Source organism: Pseudomonas sp. PI1 (assembly GCF_000812405.1).
Classification (GTDB): Bacteria; Pseudomonadota; Gammaproteobacteria; order Pseudomonadales; family Pseudomonadaceae; genus Pseudomonas; species Pseudomonas citronellolis.
In genome coordinates this window covers 127,126-144,230 of record NZ_JWMC01000045.1, presented here as the reverse complement: position 1 = coordinate 144,230, position 17,105 = coordinate 127,126, and the positions used below count along the sequence as shown (strand labels likewise).

15 protein-coding genes are annotated in these 17,105 nt (G+C 68.3%); all 15 read left to right on the top strand.

From position 1 onward, the window contains the following. The first annotated feature begins 282 nt into the window (after positions 1-282). The 15 genes from mraZ to ftsZ are packed head-to-tail and all read left to right on the top strand — an operon-like array spanning position 283 to position 17,003. The gene (gene mraZ / locus RN02_RS15570) at positions 283-738 is read left to right on the top strand and encodes a division/cell wall cluster transcriptional repressor MraZ (RefSeq protein WP_043272369.1); all 456 of its coding nucleotides are present in this window, start codon (positions 283-285) and stop codon (positions 736-738) included. Between the two features lie 8 nt (positions 739-746). After that, complete coding sequence (gene rsmH / locus RN02_RS15565) at positions 747-1,688, top strand: 16S rRNA (cytosine(1402)-N(4))-methyltransferase RsmH (RefSeq protein ID WP_043315278.1); 942 nt, start codon at positions 747-749, stop codon at positions 1,686-1,688. After that, on the top strand, positions 1,685-1,978 hold the full coding sequence (gene ftsL / locus RN02_RS15560) for a cell division protein FtsL (RefSeq protein ID WP_009617905.1): 294 nt from the start codon (positions 1,685-1,687) through the stop codon (positions 1,976-1,978). The genes rsmH and ftsL overlap by 4 nt, the downstream gene beginning before the upstream one ends. Continuing rightward, positions 1,975-3,720, top strand: a complete 1,746-nt coding sequence (locus tag RN02_RS15555) for a peptidoglycan D,D-transpeptidase FtsI family protein (RefSeq protein WP_043272370.1) — start codon at positions 1,975-1,977, stop codon at positions 3,718-3,720. Before ftsL ends, RN02_RS15555 begins: the two co-directional genes overlap by 4 nt. Further along, positions 3,720-5,186 (top strand): UDP-N-acetylmuramoyl-L-alanyl-D-glutamate--2,6-diaminopimelate ligase, encoded by a 1,467-nt coding sequence (locus RN02_RS15550; protein ID WP_043272371.1) that lies wholly within the window; start codon positions 3,720-3,722, stop codon positions 5,184-5,186. Before RN02_RS15555 ends, RN02_RS15550 begins: the two co-directional genes overlap by 1 nt. Further along, positions 5,179-6,543, top strand: coding sequence for a UDP-N-acetylmuramoyl-tripeptide--D-alanyl-D-alanine ligase (locus tag RN02_RS15545; RefSeq protein WP_043272372.1), 1,365 nt, complete (start codon positions 5,179-5,181; stop codon positions 6,541-6,543). Before RN02_RS15550 ends, RN02_RS15545 begins: the two co-directional genes overlap by 8 nt. After that, complete coding sequence (gene mraY / locus RN02_RS15540) at positions 6,543-7,625, top strand: phospho-N-acetylmuramoyl-pentapeptide-transferase (RefSeq protein WP_009617910.1); 1,083 nt, start codon at positions 6,543-6,545, stop codon at positions 7,623-7,625. The genes RN02_RS15545 and mraY overlap by 1 nt, the downstream gene beginning before the upstream one ends. Positions 7,626-7,638: 13 nt before the next feature. Then, the gene (gene murD, locus RN02_RS15535; RefSeq protein WP_043315202.1) at positions 7,639-8,985 is read left to right on the top strand and encodes a UDP-N-acetylmuramoyl-L-alanine--D-glutamate ligase; all 1,347 of its coding nucleotides are present in this window, start codon (positions 7,639-7,641) and stop codon (positions 8,983-8,985) included. Continuing rightward, positions 8,985-10,184 carry a putative lipid II flippase FtsW gene (ftsW, locus tag RN02_RS15530; RefSeq protein WP_009617913.1) on the top strand — a complete coding sequence of 400 codons (1,200 nt, stop codon included), beginning with the start codon at positions 8,985-8,987 and terminating at the stop codon, positions 10,182-10,184. Before murD ends, ftsW begins: the two co-directional genes overlap by 1 nt. Then, positions 10,174-11,247: an undecaprenyldiphospho-muramoylpentapeptide beta-N-acetylglucosaminyltransferase gene (gene murG / locus RN02_RS15525; RefSeq protein ID WP_043315201.1), complete on the top strand. Its 1,074-nt coding sequence runs from the start codon at positions 10,174-10,176 to the stop codon at positions 11,245-11,247. Before ftsW ends, murG begins: the two co-directional genes overlap by 11 nt. After that, on the top strand, positions 11,240-12,682 hold the full coding sequence (murC, locus tag RN02_RS15520) for a UDP-N-acetylmuramate--L-alanine ligase (protein ID WP_009617917.1): 1,443 nt from the start codon (positions 11,240-11,242) through the stop codon (positions 12,680-12,682). Before murG ends, murC begins: the two co-directional genes overlap by 8 nt. Further along, positions 12,682-13,629 carry a D-alanine--D-alanine ligase gene (locus RN02_RS15515; RefSeq protein WP_043315200.1) on the top strand — a complete coding sequence of 316 codons (948 nt, stop codon included), beginning with the start codon at positions 12,682-12,684 and terminating at the stop codon, positions 13,627-13,629. The genes murC and RN02_RS15515 overlap by 1 nt, the downstream gene beginning before the upstream one ends. Positions 13,630-13,633: 4 nt before the next feature. Next, positions 13,634-14,497 carry a cell division protein FtsQ/DivIB gene (locus RN02_RS15510; RefSeq protein ID WP_043272377.1) on the top strand — a complete coding sequence of 288 codons (864 nt, stop codon included), beginning with the start codon at positions 13,634-13,636 and terminating at the stop codon, positions 14,495-14,497. Between the two features lie 21 nt (positions 14,498-14,518). Then, positions 14,519-15,763: a cell division protein FtsA gene (ftsA, locus tag RN02_RS15505; protein WP_043272378.1), complete on the top strand. Its 1,245-nt coding sequence runs from the start codon at positions 14,519-14,521 to the stop codon at positions 15,761-15,763. 55 nt (positions 15,764-15,818) lie between these two features. Beyond that, on the top strand, positions 15,819-17,003 hold the full coding sequence (ftsZ, locus tag RN02_RS15500; RefSeq protein WP_009617925.1) for a cell division protein FtsZ: 1,185 nt from the start codon (positions 15,819-15,821) through the stop codon (positions 17,001-17,003). Positions 17,004-17,105: the final 102 nt, after the last annotated feature.

The following is a 17,105-nucleotide window of genomic DNA, read 5'->3' as shown; positions in this document are numbered from 1 at the left end:
CCATTTGTCGCGCGATGGAAGAAGCATAAATCTTAAGAAGTTGCTTTAAGTAGAAAAGCCCAGTGTTTTGAAAACACTGGGCTTTTTGCCTTTCAAGGTGGCGTCAAAAACGCTGCGAAACCTCTTAAAAGCACGCTAAATCTCCGTCCTATAAGGATTTTTCCCTCCAGCCTCGCCTTGACGGTGGGGAGCGCGCATTTCTATAGTGTGCGCAAGTGGTATGAAGTGGGTAAAAGTGGGATCAACTGGCAAGGAAAGCCAACCACCGGGGGAAACGCTGACGTGTTTCGCGGAGCTAACGCCATCAGTCTCGACGCCAAAGGGCGCCTCGCGATGCCGAGTCGGTATCGTGACGAGCTCGTTTCGCGTTGCAATGGCCAGCTCATCGTCACCATCGATGCCGTCGACCCCTGCCTGACCGTCTACCCCTTGCCCGAATGGGAAATCATCGAAGCCAAGCTCCGCGAGCTGCCCTCGCTGCGTGAAGAGACGCGGCGCTTGCAGCGTTTGCTGATCGGCAACGCGGTGGACCTGGAACTGGATGGCAACGGGCGTTTCCTGGTGCCGCCGCGGCTGCGCGAGTACGCCAAGCTGGACAAGCGGGCGATGCTCGTCGGCCAGTTGAACAAGTTCCAGTTGTGGGACGAAGACAAGTGGAATGCGGTGGCCGAGGCCGACCTCGCCGCCATCAAGGAACCCGGCGGACTGCCGGACGAACTACGCGACCTTATTTTGTGAGCCTGCCTGTGAACGCCACCTACCAACACATCACCGTACTGCTCGAGGAGGCCGTCGAAGCGCTGGCCCCAAGGGCGGGCGGCTGCTATGTGGACGGTACCTTCGGCAGGGGAGGGCACAGCCGGGCCTTGCTTGGCAGGCTGGACCCGGGCGGGCGGTTGCTCGGGTTCGACAAGGACCCCCAGGCGATAGCCACGGGTCAAGCACTGGCGGCCGAAGATGGCCGCTTCGTCGTTGTACAAAGGTCGTTCGCCGAGATGGGCGAAGAGCTGGCCGCGCGCGGCCTGACCGGTCAGGTCGACGGCGTTCTGCTGGACCTGGGCGTGTCCTCGCCGCAGCTGGACGACCCCGAGCGCGGCTTCAGCTTCCTCAACGACGGCCCGCTGGACATGCGCATGGACCCCAGCCGCGGCGTCAGCGCCGCCCAGTGGATCGCCAGCGCCGCCGAGGACGAGATCGCCCGGGTGTTCAAGGAGTACGGCGAGGAGCGTTTCGCCAAGCGCATGGCCCGCGCCATCGTGCAGCGCCGGGCGGAGAAACCCTTCGTGCGCACCGCCGACCTGGCCGCCGTGATCACCGAGGCCAACCCGGCCTGGGAAAAGGGCAAGAACCCGGCCACCCGGGCCTTCCAGGGCCTGCGTATCCACGTCAACAACGAACTGGGCGACCTCGAGCGCGGCCTGGACGCCGCCCTGGAGGCCCTGGCCATAGGCGGCCGCCTGGTGGTGATCAGCTTCCACTCCCTGGAAGACCGCATCGTCAAGCAGTTCATGCGCAAGCACGCCAAGGGCGAGGCGGACAACCTGCCGCGCGACCTGCCGATCCGCGCCAAGGCCTTTGAGCCGCGCCTGAAGCTGCTGGGCAAGCCGCAGTACGCTTCCGAGGCCGAGCTCAAGGCCAACCCGCGCTCGCGCAGCGCGGTGATGCGCGTGGCGGAGAAGCTGCGATGAGCCGCCTGTTCGCCAAGCGCCTGCCCACCGGCAGCTTCATCATGCTGCTGCTGTTCATCGGCGTGCTGCTGTCGGCGATTTCCGTGGCCTACAGCGCCTACTGGAACCGCCAGTTGCTGAACACCCTGTACACCGAGCTGAGCGTGCGCGACAAGGCGCAGGCCGAGTACGGCCGGCTGGTCCTGGAGCAGAGCACCTGGACCGCCTACAACCGCATCGAGACCCTGGCCACCGGCCAGTTGAAGATGCGCGTGCCGGACCCGGCGGAAATCATCATGGTGGCGCCATGAAGAACCTCAACGGCGCGCTCTACCCCTGGCGTTTCCGCGTCGCCGTCGGCCTGTTGCTGGCGATGGTGTCGGCCATCGTCTGGCGCATCGTCGACCTGCACGTGATCGACCACGACTTCCTCCAGGAGCAGGGCGACGCGCGCAGCGTGCGGCACATCTCCATTCCGGCCCACCGCGGGCAGATCACCGACCGCAACGGCGAGCCGCTGGCGGTGAGCACCCCGGTCGCCACCCTTTGGGCCAACCCCAAGGAACTGGTCCTCGAACGCGACAAGTGGCCGATCCTTGCCCACGCCCTGGGGATCAACCGCGATGCGCTGAGCGCACGGCTGGAGCAGATGGCCGACAAGGAATTCATCTACCTGGTCCGCGGGCTGACGCCCGAGCAGGGCGAGGCGGTGATGGCCGAGGTCAAGGCCAACAGGATTCCCGGCGTCTACTCCATCGAGGAGTTTCGTCGTTTCTACCCGGCCGGCGACGTCACCGCCCAGGTGGTCGGCTTCACCGACGTGGACGACCGCGGCCGCGAGGGCGTCGAGCTGTCCTACGACAGCTGGCTGGCCGGCGTGCCGGGCAAGCGCCAGGTGCTCAAGGACCGCCGCGGCCACCTGATCCGCGACCTGCAGGTCACGCGCAACGCCAAGGCCGGCAAGACCCTGGCGCTGTCCATCGACCTGCGCCTGCAGTACCTGGCCAACCGCGAGCTGCGCAACGCCATCGTCGAGAACGGCGCCAAGGCCGGCAGCCTGGTGATCCTCGACGTGAAGACCGGCGAGGTCCTGGCCATGGCCAACCAGCCGACCTACAACCCGAACAACCGCCGCGACATGCAGCCGGAGATGATGCGCAACCGCGCCATGATCGACGTCTTCGAGCCGGGTTCGACCATGAAGCCGTTCTCCATGAGCGCGGCCCTGGAAACCGGACGCTGGAAGCCCAGCGACACCGTCGAGGTCTACCCCGGCACCCTGCAGATCGGCCGCTACACCATCCGCGACGTGTCGCGCACCGAAGGCCCGGTGCTGGACCTCACCGGTATCCTCATCCGCTCCAGTAACGTGGGCATGAGCAAGGTCGCCTTCGACATCGGCGGCGAAGCCATCTACCAACTGATGCAGAAGGTCGGCCTCGGCCAGGACACCGGCCTTGGCTTCCCCGGCGAGCGCGTCGGCAACCTGCCCAACTACCGCGAGTGGCGCAAGGCCGAGACCGCGACCCTGTCCTACGGCTACGGCCTGTCGGTCACCGCTATCCAACTGGCCCATGCCTACGCGGCCCTGGCCAACAACGGCCAGACGGTGCCGCTGACCATGGTCCGCGCCGACCGCCTGCCGACCGCCACCCAGGTGATCCCGGAGCCGGTCGCCAAGACCATGCAGGGCATGCTGCAGCAGGTGGTCGAGGCGCCGAACGGCGTCTACCGCGCCCAGGTCCCCGGCTATCACGTGGCCGGCAAGTCCGGTACCGCGCGCAAGACCCAGACCGGCGCCAAGGGCTACGCCGAGAATTCCTACCGCTCGCTGTTCGCCGGCTTCGGGCCGATGAGCAACCCGCGTTTCGTGGTCGTCGTGGTGATCGATGAACCCAGCAAGGCTGGCTACTTCGGTGGCCTGGTCTCGGCCCCGGTGTTCAGCAAGGTGATGTCCGGCACGCTGCGCTTGATGAACATTCCGCCAGACAACCTGCAGACGACCCCGCAGCAGCAAGCCGATGCTGCGCCCACGAAAGGAGGGCGTGGCTGATGCCGATGAGCCTTAACCAACTGCTGCCGCAGGCCGAAGCCGGCGTGCTGATCCGCGAGCTGACCCTGGACAGCCGCGCGGTCAAGCCGGGCGACCTGTTCCTGGCCATTCCCGGCGCCCAGCATGACGGTCGCGCGCACATCGCCGATGCCGTCGCCCGTGGCGCCGCCGCCATCGCCTACGAAGCCGAGGGCGCGTCCGTCGCGCCCATCGGCGATACGCCGCTGGTCGCCATCAAGGGCCTGGCCGCCCAGCTCTCGGCCATCGCCGGGCGCTTCTACGGCGAGCCCAGCCGCGGCATCGAGCTGATCGGCGTGACCGGCACCAACGGCAAGACCAGCGTCAGCCAGCTGCTGGCCCAGGCCCTGGACCTGCTCGGCCAGCGCTGCGGCATCGTCGGCACCCTCGGCAACGGTTTCCACGACGCCCTGGAAAGCGGCAAGCACACCACGCCCGACGCCCTGGCGCTGCAGGCCACCCTGGCGCGGCTGAAACAGGCCGGCGCGCGCGCCGTGGCCATGGAAGTGTCCTCCCATGGCCTGGAGCAGGGCCGCGTGGCCGCCCTCGAATTCGACGTCGCGGTGTTCACCAACCTGTCCCGCGACCACCTCGACTACCACGGCACCATGGAAGCCTATGGCGCCGCCAAGGCCCGGCTGTTCGCCTGGCCGGGCCTGAAGTGCCGGGTGATCAACCTGGACGACGCCTTCGGCCGCCAACTGGCCGGCGAAACCCATCCCTCGCGCCTGATGGGCTACAGCCTGGAAGACGCCAGCGCCTTCCTCTATTGCCGCGAGGCGCGCTTCAGCGACGCCGGCGTCGAAGCCCTGCTGGTCACGCCCAAGGGCGAAGGCGTGCTGCGCAGTTCGCTGCTCGGCCGCTTCAACCTGAGCAACCTGCTGGCGGTGGTCGGCGCGCTGCTCGGCCTGGACTACCCGCTTGGCGACATCCTCAAGCTGCTGCCGCAGCTGCAAGGCCCGGTGGGCCGCGTGCAGCGCCTGGGCGGTGGCGACAAGCCTCTGGTGGTGGTGGACTACGCCCACACCCCCGACGCCCTGGAGAAAGTCCTGCTGGCGCTGCGTCCGCACGCCCACGGCAAGCTGCTGTGCCTGTTCGGCTGCGGCGGCGACCGCGACCGCGGCAAGCGCCCGATCATGGCCCAGGTGGCCGAACAGCATGCCGACGGCGTGCTGGTGACCGACGACAACCCGCGTAGCGAAGACAGCGCGCGGATCATCGACGACATCCGCGCCGGTTTCGCCAGGCCCGAGGCCGTGCGCTTCGTGCCGGGCCGCGGCCAGGCCATCGCCGAGCTGATCGCTAGCGCCAGCGCCGACGACGTGGTGCTGCTGGCCGGCAAGGGCCATGAGGATTACCAGGAGATCGCCGGCGTCCGCCATTCGTTCTCCGATCTGCAAGAAGCCGCCAAGGCGCTGGCTGCCTGGGAGGTGAAGAAAGATGCTTAAGCCGCTGCTGCTTAGTGAAGTCGCCGCCGCCCTCGAGGGCCGCGTGCTCGGCGCCGACGTCGCCTTCGACGCGGTGAGCACCGACAGCCGCGCCATCGAGGCCGGCCAGCTGTTCGTCGCCCTCGCCGGGCCGCGCTTCGATGGGCACGACTACCTCGCCGAGGTCGCCGCCAAGGGCGCCGTCGCCGCCCTGGTGCAGCGCGAAGTGGCGGATGCGCCGCTGCCGCAACTGCTGGTGGCCGATACCCGCGAGGCCCTTGGCCGCCTGGGCGCGCTGAACCGCGCCGGCTTCACCGGCAAGGTGGCGGCGGTCACCGGCTCCAGCGGCAAGACCACGGTCAAGGAGATGCTCGCCAGCATCCTGCGCACCCAGGGCGAAGTCCTGGCCACCCGCGGCAACCTGAACAACGACCTGGGCGCGCCCCTGACCCTGCTGCAGATCGGCCCGCAACACGCCAGCGCGGTGATCGAGCTGGGCGCCTCGCGCGTCGGCGAGATCGCCTACACCGTCGGCCTGACGCGCCCGCAGGTGGCCATCATCACCAACGCCGGCACCGCCCACGTCGGCGAGTTCGGCGGCCAGGACAAGATCGTCCAGGCCAAGGGCGAGATCCTCGAAGGGCTCGACGATACCGGCACCGCCGTGCTCAACCTCGACGACCGCGCCTTCGACACCTGGAAGAAGCGCAATGGCGAACGCCGCGTGCTGAGTTTCGCGCTGAACAAGACCAGCGCCGACTTCCACGCCCGCGACCTGCAGCGCGACGCCCGCGGCTGCGTCGGCTTCACCCTGCTGGGGCTGGCCGGCGAGGCGCGCATCCAGCTCAACCTGCTGGGCGAGCACAACGTCGCCAACGCCCTGGCCGCCGCCGCCGCCGCCCACGCCCTTGGCGTGCCGCTGGTCGGGATCGTCCAGGGCCTTGCGCAACTGCAGCCGGTCAAGGGCCGCGCGGTAGCCCAGCTGGCGACCAACGGCATGCGGGTGATCGACGACAGCTACAACGCCAACCCGGCGTCAATCTGCGCGGCCATTGATATACTCGCCGGCTTTTCCGGCCGGACCGTCCTGGTCCTCGGGGACATGGGCGAACTGGGCGCCTGGGCCGAGGCCGCGCACCGCGAGGTGGGCGCCTACGCTGCGGGCAAGGTCGGTGCGCTCTATGCCGTGGGGCCGCTGATGCGCAACGCCGTCGAGGCGTTCGGCGCGGCGGGCCGGCACTTCGCCGACCAGGCCAGCCTGATCCAGGCCCTGGCCGGCGAACCCTCCACCACCACCATTCTGATCAAGGGCTCGCGCAGCGCGGCGATGGACAAGGTCGTCGCGGCGCTGTGCGCGTCCCCCGAGGAGAAACATTAATGCTGCTGCTGCTCGCCGAGTACCTGCAACAGTTCTACAAGGGCTTCGGCGTCTTCCAGTACCTGACCCTGCGCGGCATCCTCAGCGTGCTGACCGCGCTCGCCCTGTCGCTGTGGCTGGGCCCGTGGATGATCCGCACCCTGCAGATCCGCCAGATCGGCCAGGCCGTGCGCAACGACGGGCCGCAGTCGCACCTGTCGAAGAAGGGCACCCCGACCATGGGCGGCGCCCTGATCCTCACCGCCATCGCCATCAGCACCCTGCTCTGGGCCGACTGGTCGAACCGCTACGTCTGGGTGGTGCTGGCCGTGACCCTGCTGTTCGGCGCCATCGGCTGGGTCGACGACTACCGCAAGGTGATCGAGAAGAACTCCCGCGGCCTGCCGAGCCGCTGGAAGTATTTCTGGCAGTCGGTGTTCGGCCTGGGCGCCGCGGTCTTCCTCTACCTGACCGCCGAGACGCCGGTGGAGACCACGCTGATCCTGCCGCTGCTGAAGAACATCGAGATTCCCCTGGGCATCTTCTTCGTGGTGCTGACCTACTTCGTCATCGTCGGCTCCAGCAACGCGGTGAACCTGACCGACGGCCTGGACGGCCTGGCGATCATGCCGACGGTGATGGTCGGCGGCGCCCTGGGCATCTTCTGCTACCTTTCGGGCAACGTGAAATTCGCCGAATACCTGCTGATCCCCAACGTGCCGGGGGCCGGCGAGCTGATCATCTTCTGCGCCGCCATCGTCGGCGCCGGGCTGGGCTTCCTGTGGTTCAACACCTACCCGGCTCAGGTCTTCATGGGCGACGTCGGCGCGCTGGCCCTGGGCGCCGCGCTGGGCACCATCGCGGTGATCGTGCGCCAGGAAATCGTGCTGTTCATCATGGGCGGGGTGTTCGTCATGGAAACCCTGTCGGTGGTCATCCAGGTCGCCAGCTTCAAGCTGACCGGGAAACGGGTGTTCCGCATGGCGCCCATCCACCACCACTTCGAACTCAAGGGCTGGCCGGAGCCGCGCGTGATCGTGCGCTTCTGGATCATCACGGTGATTCTCGTGCTGATCGGCCTGGCCACGTTGAAACTGCGTTGAGGGCAGAGCGAGCATGAGCCTGATCGCTTCGGACAATTTCCGCATCGTTGTCGGCCTCGGCAAGAGCGGCATGTCGCTGGTGCGCTTCCTGGCGCGCCAGGGCGTGCCTTTCGCCGTGGCCGACACCCGCGAGAATCCGCCGGAGCTGGCCACCCTGCGCGCCCAATACCCGCAGGTGGAAGTCCGCTGCGGCGAGCTGGACGCCGGCTTCCTCTGCCGCGCCAGCGAGCTGTACGTCAGCCCCGGCCTGTCGCTGCGCACGCCGGCGCTGGTCGAGGCCGCCGCCCGTGGCGTGCGCCTGTCCGGCGACATCGACCTGTTCGCCCGCCATGCCAAGGCGCCGATCGTCGCCATCACCGGCTCCAACGCCAAGAGCACCGTGACCACCCTGGTCGGCGAGATGGCCGCGGCGGCCGGCAAGCGCGTGGCCGTGGGCGGCAACCTGGGCACCCCGGCCCTGGACCTGCTGGCCGACGACGTCGAGCTGTACGTGCTGGAGCTGTCCAGCTTCCAGCTGGAGACCTGCGAGCGCCTGGGCGCCGAGGTCGCCACCTGCCTGAACGTCAGCGAAGACCACATGGATCGCTACGACGGCATGGCCGACTACCACCTGGCCAAGCACCGCATCTTCCGCGGCGCCCGCCAGGTGGTGGTGAACCGCGCCGACGCCCTGAGCCGGCCGCTGATCGCCGACTCGGTGCCGTGCTGGAGCTTCGGCACCAACAAGCCCGACTTCAAGGCCTTCGGCCTTGTGGAAGAGGGCGGCGAGAAGTACCTGGCCTTCCAGTTCGAGGCGCTGATGCCGGTGCGCGAGCTGAAGATCCGCGGCGCTCACAACCAATCCAACGCCCTGGCCGCCCTGGCCCTGGGCCACGCCGTGGGCCTGCCGTTCGTGCCCATGCTGCGGACCCTGCGTGAATTCGCCGGCCTGGCCCACCGTTGCCAGTGGGTCGGCGAGCGCGCCGGGGTGAGCTTCTACGACGACTCCAAGGCCACCAACGTCGGCGCCGCGCTGGCCGCCATCGAAGGCCTGGGCGCCGACATCGACGGCAAGCTGGTGCTGCTTGCCGGCGGCGACGGCAAGGGTGCGGACTTCAGCGCCCTGCGCGAGCCGGTGGCGAAGTTCTGCCGCGCCGTGGTGCTGCTCGGCCGTGATGCCGAGCTGGTCGGCGCCGCGTTGAGCGACGAGACGCCGAAGGTGCGCGTGCAGACCCTGGACGAAGCCGTGCGCAAGGCCGCCGAGCTGGCCAGGCCGGGCGATGCCGTGCTGCTGTCGCCGGCCTGCGCCAGCCTGGACATGTTCAAGAACTTCGAAGAGCGCGGCCGCCTGTTCGCCAGGGCCGTGGAGGAGATCGCCTGATGTTCTCCTTCCTGCGCCCATACCCGTCCCCGCTGATCAGCCGCAACGGCATCGATCTGGACTTCCCGCTGCTCGCCGGTTGCCTGGCGCTGCTCGGCCTGGGTCTGGTGATGGTGACCTCGGCGTCCTCGGAAGTGGCGGCGGCGCAGTCGGGCAACCCGCTGTACTTCTCGGTGCGCCACCTGATCTACCTGGCCATCGGTTTCGTCGCCTGCGGCGTGACCATGCTGACGCCAATGGAGACCTGGCAGCGCCACAGCTGGAAGCTGCTGGGCGTGGCCTTTCTGCTGCTGGTGGCGGTGATCACCCCCGGCGTCGGCCGCGAGGTCAACGGTTCCATGCGCTGGATCGGCTTCGGCCTGTTCAACATCCAGCCCTCGGAGATCGCCAAGGTCTTCGTGGTGGTGTTCATGGCCGGCTACCTGGTGCGCCGCCAGCACGAGGTGCGCGAGAGCTGGATCGGCTTCTTCAAGCCCTTCGCCGTGCTGCTGCCGTTCGCCGGCCTGCTGCTGCGCGAGCCGGACTTCGGCGCCACCGTGGTGATGATGGGCGCCGCGGCGGCCATGCTGTTCCTCGGCGGCGTCGGCCTGTTCCGCTTCGGCCTGATGGTGGCCCTGGCGGTGGGCGCGGTGGCCCTGCTGATCTGGACCCAGCCCTACCGGATGGCGCGTCTGACCAACTTCAGCGACCCCTGGGCCGACCAGTTCGGCGCCGGCTACCAGCTCAGCCAGGCGCTGATCGCCTTCGGCCGCGGCGGCTGGACCGGCATGGGCCTGGGCAACAGCATCCAGAAGCAGTTCTACCTGCCCGAGGCGCACACCGACTTCGTCTTCGCCGTGCTGGCCGAGGAACTGGGCATCGTCGGCGCCCTGGCCACTGTCGGCCTGTTCGTCTTCGTCGGCCTGCGCGCGCTCTACATCGGCATCTGGGCCGAGCAGGCCAAGCAGTACTTCTCCGCTTACGTGGCCTACGGCCTGGCGTTCCTGTGGATCGGCCAGTTCCTGATCAACGTCGGGGTGAACGTCGGCCTGCTGCCGACCAAGGGCCTGACCCTGCCGTTCCTCAGCTACGGCGGTTCCTCGCTGGTCATCTGCTGCGGCTGCCTGGGCATGCTGCTGCGCATCGAATGGGAGCGGCGCACCGCGGTGGGCAGCGAAGAGTACGAATTCACCGAGGAGGACTTCGCCGATGAAAGGTAACGTCCTCATCATGGCCGGCGGCACCGGCGGCCACGTGTTCCCGGCCCTGGCCTGCGCCCGCGAGTTCCAGGCCCGCGGCTATGCCGTGCACTGGCTCGGCACCCCGCGCGGCATCGAGAACGACCTGGTGCCCAAGGCCGGCCTGCCGCTGCACCTGATCAACGTCAGCGGCCTGCGCGGCAAGGGCCGCCTGGCCCTGCTGCGCGCGCCCTTCGACCTGCTCAAGTCGTTGTTCCAGGCCCTGGGCGTGGTGCGCAAGCTCAAGCCGGTCTGCGTGCTCGGACTGGGCGGCTACGTCACCGGCCCCGGCGGCGTGGCGGCGAAGCTGAGCGGCGCGCCCCTGGTGATCCACGAACAGAACGCCGTCGCCGGCACCGCCAACCGTGGCCTGGCGCCGTTGGCCAAGCGCGTCTGCGAGGCCTTCCCGGACACCTTCCCGGCCAGCGCCAAGCGCCTGACCACCGGCAACCCGGTGCGCGCCGAGCTGTTCCTCGAGGCCGATGCCCGCGCCGAGCTGGCCGGCCGCAAGGTCAACCTGCTGGTGCTGGGCGGCAGCCTGGGCGCCGAGCCGCTGAACAAACTGCTGCCCGAGGCGCTGCGGCTGATTCCTGCCGAGCAGCGCCCGGCCATTCGCCACCAGGCCGGTCGTCAGCATGCCGAAGTCACCGCGGAGCGTTACGCCCAGGCCGGTGTCCAAGCCGACGTCGCTGCGTTCATCGGCGACATGGCCGCGGCCTACGCCTGGGCCGACCTGGTGATCTGCCGCGCCGGCGCCCTGACCGTCAGCGAGCTGACCGCCGCCGGCCTGCCGTCTTTCCTGGTGCCGCTGCCCCACGCGATCGACGACCACCAGACGCGCAATGCCGAATTCCTGGTACGGGAGGGCGCCGCCCGCCTGCTGCCGCAAAAGTCTACCGGCGCCGCCGACCTGGCCGCGCAGCTGTCCGAGGTATCGATGCATCCCGAATCCCTGAAGCAGATGGCCGCCAGCGCCCGCCGCCTGGCCATGCCCGAGGCTACCCGCACGGTAGTCGATGCCTGCCTGGAGGTGGCCCGTGGTTAAGGAACCCAACGGCATCACCCGCACCATGCGGCGCATCCGCCGCATCCACTTCGTCGGCATCGGCGGCGCGGGCATGTGCGGCATCGCCGAAGTGCTGCTGAACCTCGGCTACGAAGTGTCCGGTTCCGACCTCAAGGCTTCGGCTGTGACCGAGCGCCTGGAGAAGTTCGGCGCCCAGGTATTCATCGGCCACCGCGCGGAAAACGCCGACGGCGCCGACGTGCTGGTGGTTTCCAGCGCGGTGAACAAGGCCAACCCGGAAGTCGCCGCCGCCCTGGAGCGCCGCGTGCCGGTGGTGCCGCGCGCGGAAATGCTCGCCGAGCTGATGCGCTACCGCCACGGCATCGCCGTTGCCGGCACCCACGGCAAGACCACCACCACCAGTCTGATCGCCTCGGTGTTCGCCGCCGGTGGGTTGGACCCGACCTTCGTCATCGGCGGCCGCCTGAACGCCGCCGGCACCAACGCGCAGCTGGGCACCAGCCGCTACCTGGTGGCCGAGGCCGACGAGAGCGACGCCAGCTTCCTGCACCTGCAGCCGATGGTCGCCGTGGTCACCAACATCGACGCCGACCACATGGCCACCTACGGCGGCGACTTCAACAAGCTGAAGAAGACCTTCGTCGACTTCCTGCACAACCTGCCGTTCTATGGGCTGGCGGTGATGTGCGTGGACGACCCGGTGGTCCGCGAAATCCTCCCGCAGGTGGCGCGCCCGACCGTCACCTACGGCCTGAGCGAGGACGCCGACGTCCGCGCCATCAACATCCGCCAGGAAGGCATGCGCACCTGGTTCACCGTGCTGCGCCCGGAGCGCGAGCCGCTGGACGTCTCGGTGAACATGCCCGGCCTGCACAACGTGCTGAACTCCCTGGCGACCATCGTCATCGCCACCGACGAAGGCATCTCCGACGAAGCCATCGTCCAGGGCCTGTCCGGCTTCCAGGGCGTGGGCCGGCGCTTCCAGGTCTACGGCGAACTGCAGGTCGACGGCGGCAGCGTGATGCTGGTCGACGACTACGGCCACCACCCGCGCGAAGTCGCGGCGGTGATCAAGGCCGTGCGCGGCGGCTGGCCGGAACGGCGCCTGGTGATGGTCTACCAGCCGCACCGCTACACCCGCACCCGCGACCTCTACGAAGACTTCGTGCAGGTGCTCGGCGAAGCCAACGTGCTGCTGCTGATGGAGGTCTACCCGGCCGGCGAGGAGCCGATCCCCGGCGCCGACAGCCGCCAGCTGTGCCACAGCATCCGCCAGCGCGGCCAGCTCGACCCGATCTACCTGGAGCGTGACGGCGACCTCGCCGCGCTGCTCAAGCCGCTGCTGCGCGCCGGCGACATCCTGCTCTGCCAGGGCGCCGGCGACATCGGCGGCCTGGCCCCGGCGCTGATCAAGAACCCGATGTTCGGCGGCGACGCCCCGAGGAAGGCGTGATGAACGACGCACTCAAATCCACCCTCGAGCCCCGCGCCTTCGGCCGCGTCGCCGTGCTCTACGGCGGCAGGAGCGCCGAGCGCGAGGTGTCGCTGAAGTCCGGCGGCATGGTCCTCAAGGCCCTGCAGGACGCCGGGGTGGACGCCTTCGGCATCGACGTGGGCGACGACCTGCTGCAGCGCCTGCTGAGCGAGAAGATCGACCGCGCCTTCATCATCCTCCACGGCCGTGGCGGCGAGGACGGCAGCATGCAGGGCCTGCTGGAAGTCGCCGGCATCCCCTACACCGGCAGCGGCGTGCTGGCTTCGGCCCTGGCCATGGACAAGCTGCGCACCAAGCGCGTGTGGCTGAGCCTGGGCCTGCCGACGCCGGCCTATGCCGTGCTGGCCAGCGAGGACGACTGCCGCCGTACCGCGGCGGAACTGGGCTTCCCGCTGATCGTCAAACCGGCCCATGAAGGCTCCAGCATCGGCATGGCCAAGGTCGACGGCGTGGACGCGCTGATCGCCGCCTGGCGCAGCGCCGCCGAATACGACTCGCAAGTGCTGGTCGAGCAGTGGATCAGCGGCCCCGAGTTCACCGTGGCCACCCTGCGCGGCCAGGTGCTGCCGGCCATCGGCCTGGGCACTCCGCACAGCTTCTACGACTACGACGCCAAGTACCTGGCCAGCGACACCCAGTACCGCATCCCCTGCGGCCTGAGCCCCGAGAAGGAGCGCGAGCTGCAGGACCTGTGCGCCCGCGCCTGCGAGGCCCTCGGCATCCAGGGCTGGGGGCGGACCGACGTGATGCAGGACGCCGAGGGGCGTTTCTGGCTGCTCGAAGTCAACACCGCACCGGGCATGACCGACCACAGCCTGGTGCCCATGGCCGCGCGCGCGGCCGGCCTGGATTTCCAGCAACTGGTGCTGGCGATCCTCGCCGACAGCGTCGAGGCAAGGGGGTAAGACCATGAACGGCGCGATGCTCCGCCACTCGCAACCCGGTATCGGCCGCGTGCCCGCACGCAAGCCGGTGCCGCGCGGCGCCAGCCGCCTGGTGGCGAAGGAGCCGATCAGCGCTCGCCTGCCCAGGCCCAGCTTCGGCTTCCTGCGCATGCTGATGTGGCCGGTGCTGCTGGCCGTGCTGGGCTTCGGCGCCTACCAGGGCGCGCAGTACGTGCTGCCCTACGCCGACCGCCCGATCGCCAAGATCAGCGTCGAAGGCGACCTCAGCTACATCAGCCAGCAGGCGGTGCAGCAGCGCATCGCACCGTTCGTCTCGGCCAGCTTCTTCAGCATCGACCTGGCCGGCATGCGCCAGGAACTGGAGCAGATGCCCTGGATCGCCCACGCCGAAGTCCGCCGCGTCTGGCCGGACCAGGTGGTGATCCACCTGGAGGAACAGCTGCCGGTGGCCCGCTGGGGCGACGAAGCGCTGCTGAACAACCAGGGCCAGGCCTTCGCGCCCCACGAGGTGTCGCACTACGAACACCTGCCGCGCCTGTCCGGCCCGCAGTTCGCCCAGCAGAAGGTGATGCAGCAGTACCAGATCCTCAGCCAGTTGCTGCGGCCACTGGGCTTCACCATCGCCAGCCTGGAGATGAGCTCGCGCGGCGCCTGGACCCTGGATACCGCCCAGGGCGTGCAGATCGTCCTGGGCCGCGACCACACGGTCGAACAGATCCGCCGTTTCGTGACCATCTACGAAAAGGCCCTGAAAGAACAGATATCGAAGATTGCGCGCATCGACATGCGCTACCCCAACGGCCTGGCCGTGGCGTGGCGCGACCCGCTGCCGCAGACGGACGTGGCCCAGGCCGCGCCCGCGCAGTGATTTGAGGAGACAGCAATAAACATGGCAAGCGTGCAGAGCGGCAAGATGGTCGTCGGCCTGGACATCGGCACCTCCAAGGTGGTGGCGCTGGTGGGCGAGGTCGCGGCCGACGGCAAGCTGGAGATCGTCGGGATCGGCACCCATCCGTCGCGCGGCCTGAAGAAGGGCGTGGTGGTGAACATCGAGTCCACCGTGCAGTCCATCCAGCGCGCCATCGACGAGGCGCAGCAGATGGCCGGCTGCCGGATCCACTCGGCCTTCGTCGGCATCGCCGGCAACCACATCCGCAGCCTGAATTCCCACGGCATCGTGGCGATCCGCGACCGCGAGGTGAGCCCGGCCGACATCGACCGCGTGCTCGACGCCGCCCAGGCCGTGGCGATCCCGGCCGACCAGCGGGTGCTGCACACCCTGGCGCAGGACTACGTGATCGACAACCAGGAAGGCGTGCGCGAGCCGCTGGGCATGTCCGGCGTGCGCCTGGAAGCCAAGGTGCACGTGGTGACCTGCGCGGTGAACGCCGCGCAGAACATCGAGAAGTGCGTGCGCCGCTGCGGCCTGGAAGTCGACGACATCATCCTCGAGCAACTGGCTTCGGCCTACTCGGTGATCACCGAGGACGAGAAGGAACTGGGCGTGTGCCTGGTGGACATCGGCGGCGGCACCACCGACATCGCCATCTTCACCGAGGGCGCCATCCGCCATACGGCGGTGATCCCGATCGCCGGCGACCAGGTCACCAACGACATCGCCATGGCCCTGCGCACGCCCACGCAGTACGCCGAGGAAATCAAGATCCGCTACGCCTGCGCACTGGCCAAGCTGGCCGGCGCGGGCGAAACCATCAAGGTGCCCAGCGTCGGCGACCGGCCGCCGCGGGAGCTGTCGCGCCAGGCCCTGGCCGAGGTCGTGGAGCCGCGTTACGACGAGCTCTTCACCCTGGTCCAGGCCGAGCTGCGCCGCAGCGGCTACGAGGACCTGATCCCGGCCGGGATCGTCCTGACCGGCGGCACCGCCAAGATGGAAGGCGCCGTGGAGCTGGCCGAAGAGATCTTCCACATGCCGGTGCGCCTGGGCGTGCCGCATGGCGTCAAGGGGCTGACCGACGTCGTGCGCAATCCTATCTATTCCACTGGCGTGGGCCTGCTCATGTATGGCCTGCAGAAGCAATCCGACGGCATCTCCATGTCCGGCGGCAGCTTCAGCGATGAACCCAAGACACCTGTTCTGGAACGGCTCAAACGCTGGGTCCAGGGCAATTTCTGATTTACCGGCGCGGTAAAACGTAGGCGACACAACTAGAAAGGAAGGAGAGGGGAAAATGTTTGAACTCGTCGATAACGTCCCACAAACGGCAGTAATCAAAGTCATCGGTGTCGGTGGCGGCGGCGGCAACGCCGTGAACCACATGGCCAAGAACAACGTCGACGGCGTGGAGTTCATCTGCGCCAACACCGACGCTCAGGCGCTGAAGAACATCGCGGCGCGCACCGTGCTGCAGCTCGGCCCGGGCGTGACCAAGGGCCTGGGCGCCGGCGCCAACCCTGAAGTCGGCCGCCAGGCCGCGATCGAGGATCGCGAGCGCATCGCCGAGGTGCTGGAAGGCGCCGACATGGTCTTCATCACCACCGGCATGGGTGGCGGCACCGGTACCGGTGCGGCGCCGATCATCGCCGAAGTGGCCAAGGAAATGGGCATCCTGACCGTTGCAGTGGTCACCCGTCCGTTCCCGTTCGAAGGCCGCAAGCGCATGCAGATCGCCGACGAGGGCATCCGCTCCCTGGCGGAAAGCGTCGACTCGCTGATCACCATCCCCAACGAGAAGCTGCTGACCATCCTCGGCAAGGACGCCAGCCTGCTGGCAGCCTTCGCCAAGGCGGACGACGTGCTGGCCGGCGCCGTGCGCGGCATCTCCGACATCATCAAGCGTCCGGGCATGATCAACGTCGACTTCGCCGACGTGAAGACCGTGATGAGCGAGATGGGCATGGCCATGATGGGTACCGGCGCCGCCAGCGGCCCGAACCGCGCCCGCGAGGCCACCGAGGCGGCGATCCGCAACCCGCTGCTGGAAGACGTCAACCTGCAGGGCGCGCGCGGCATCCTGGTGAACATCACCGCCGGTCCCGACCTGTCCCTGGGCGAGTACTCCGACGTGGGCAACATCATCGAGCAGTTCGCCTCCGAGCACGCCACCGTCAAGGTGGGCACCGTGATCGATCCGGACATGCGCGACGAACTGCACGTCACCGTGGTCGCCACCGGCCTGGGCGCACGCCTGGAAAAACCGGTCAAGGTGGTCGACAACACCGTGCAGACCCAGGCGGTCAGCAGCCAGGCTCCGGTACAGCGCGAGCAGCAATCGGTGAACTACCGCGACCTGGACCGCCCGACCGTGATGCGCAACCAGGCGCACGGCAGCGCGGCCACCGCGGCCAAGCTCAACCCGCAGGACGACCTGGACTACCTGGACATCCCGGCATTCCTGCGTCGCCAGGCCGATTGAGGCAATTTATCAGGAGTATGAATGTGATTGGTGTTCAGCAAAGGGCGGTTCTGCTATCATCGCCGCCCATTGTTGACAACAGTTCGCAACTTGCGCGAAAGC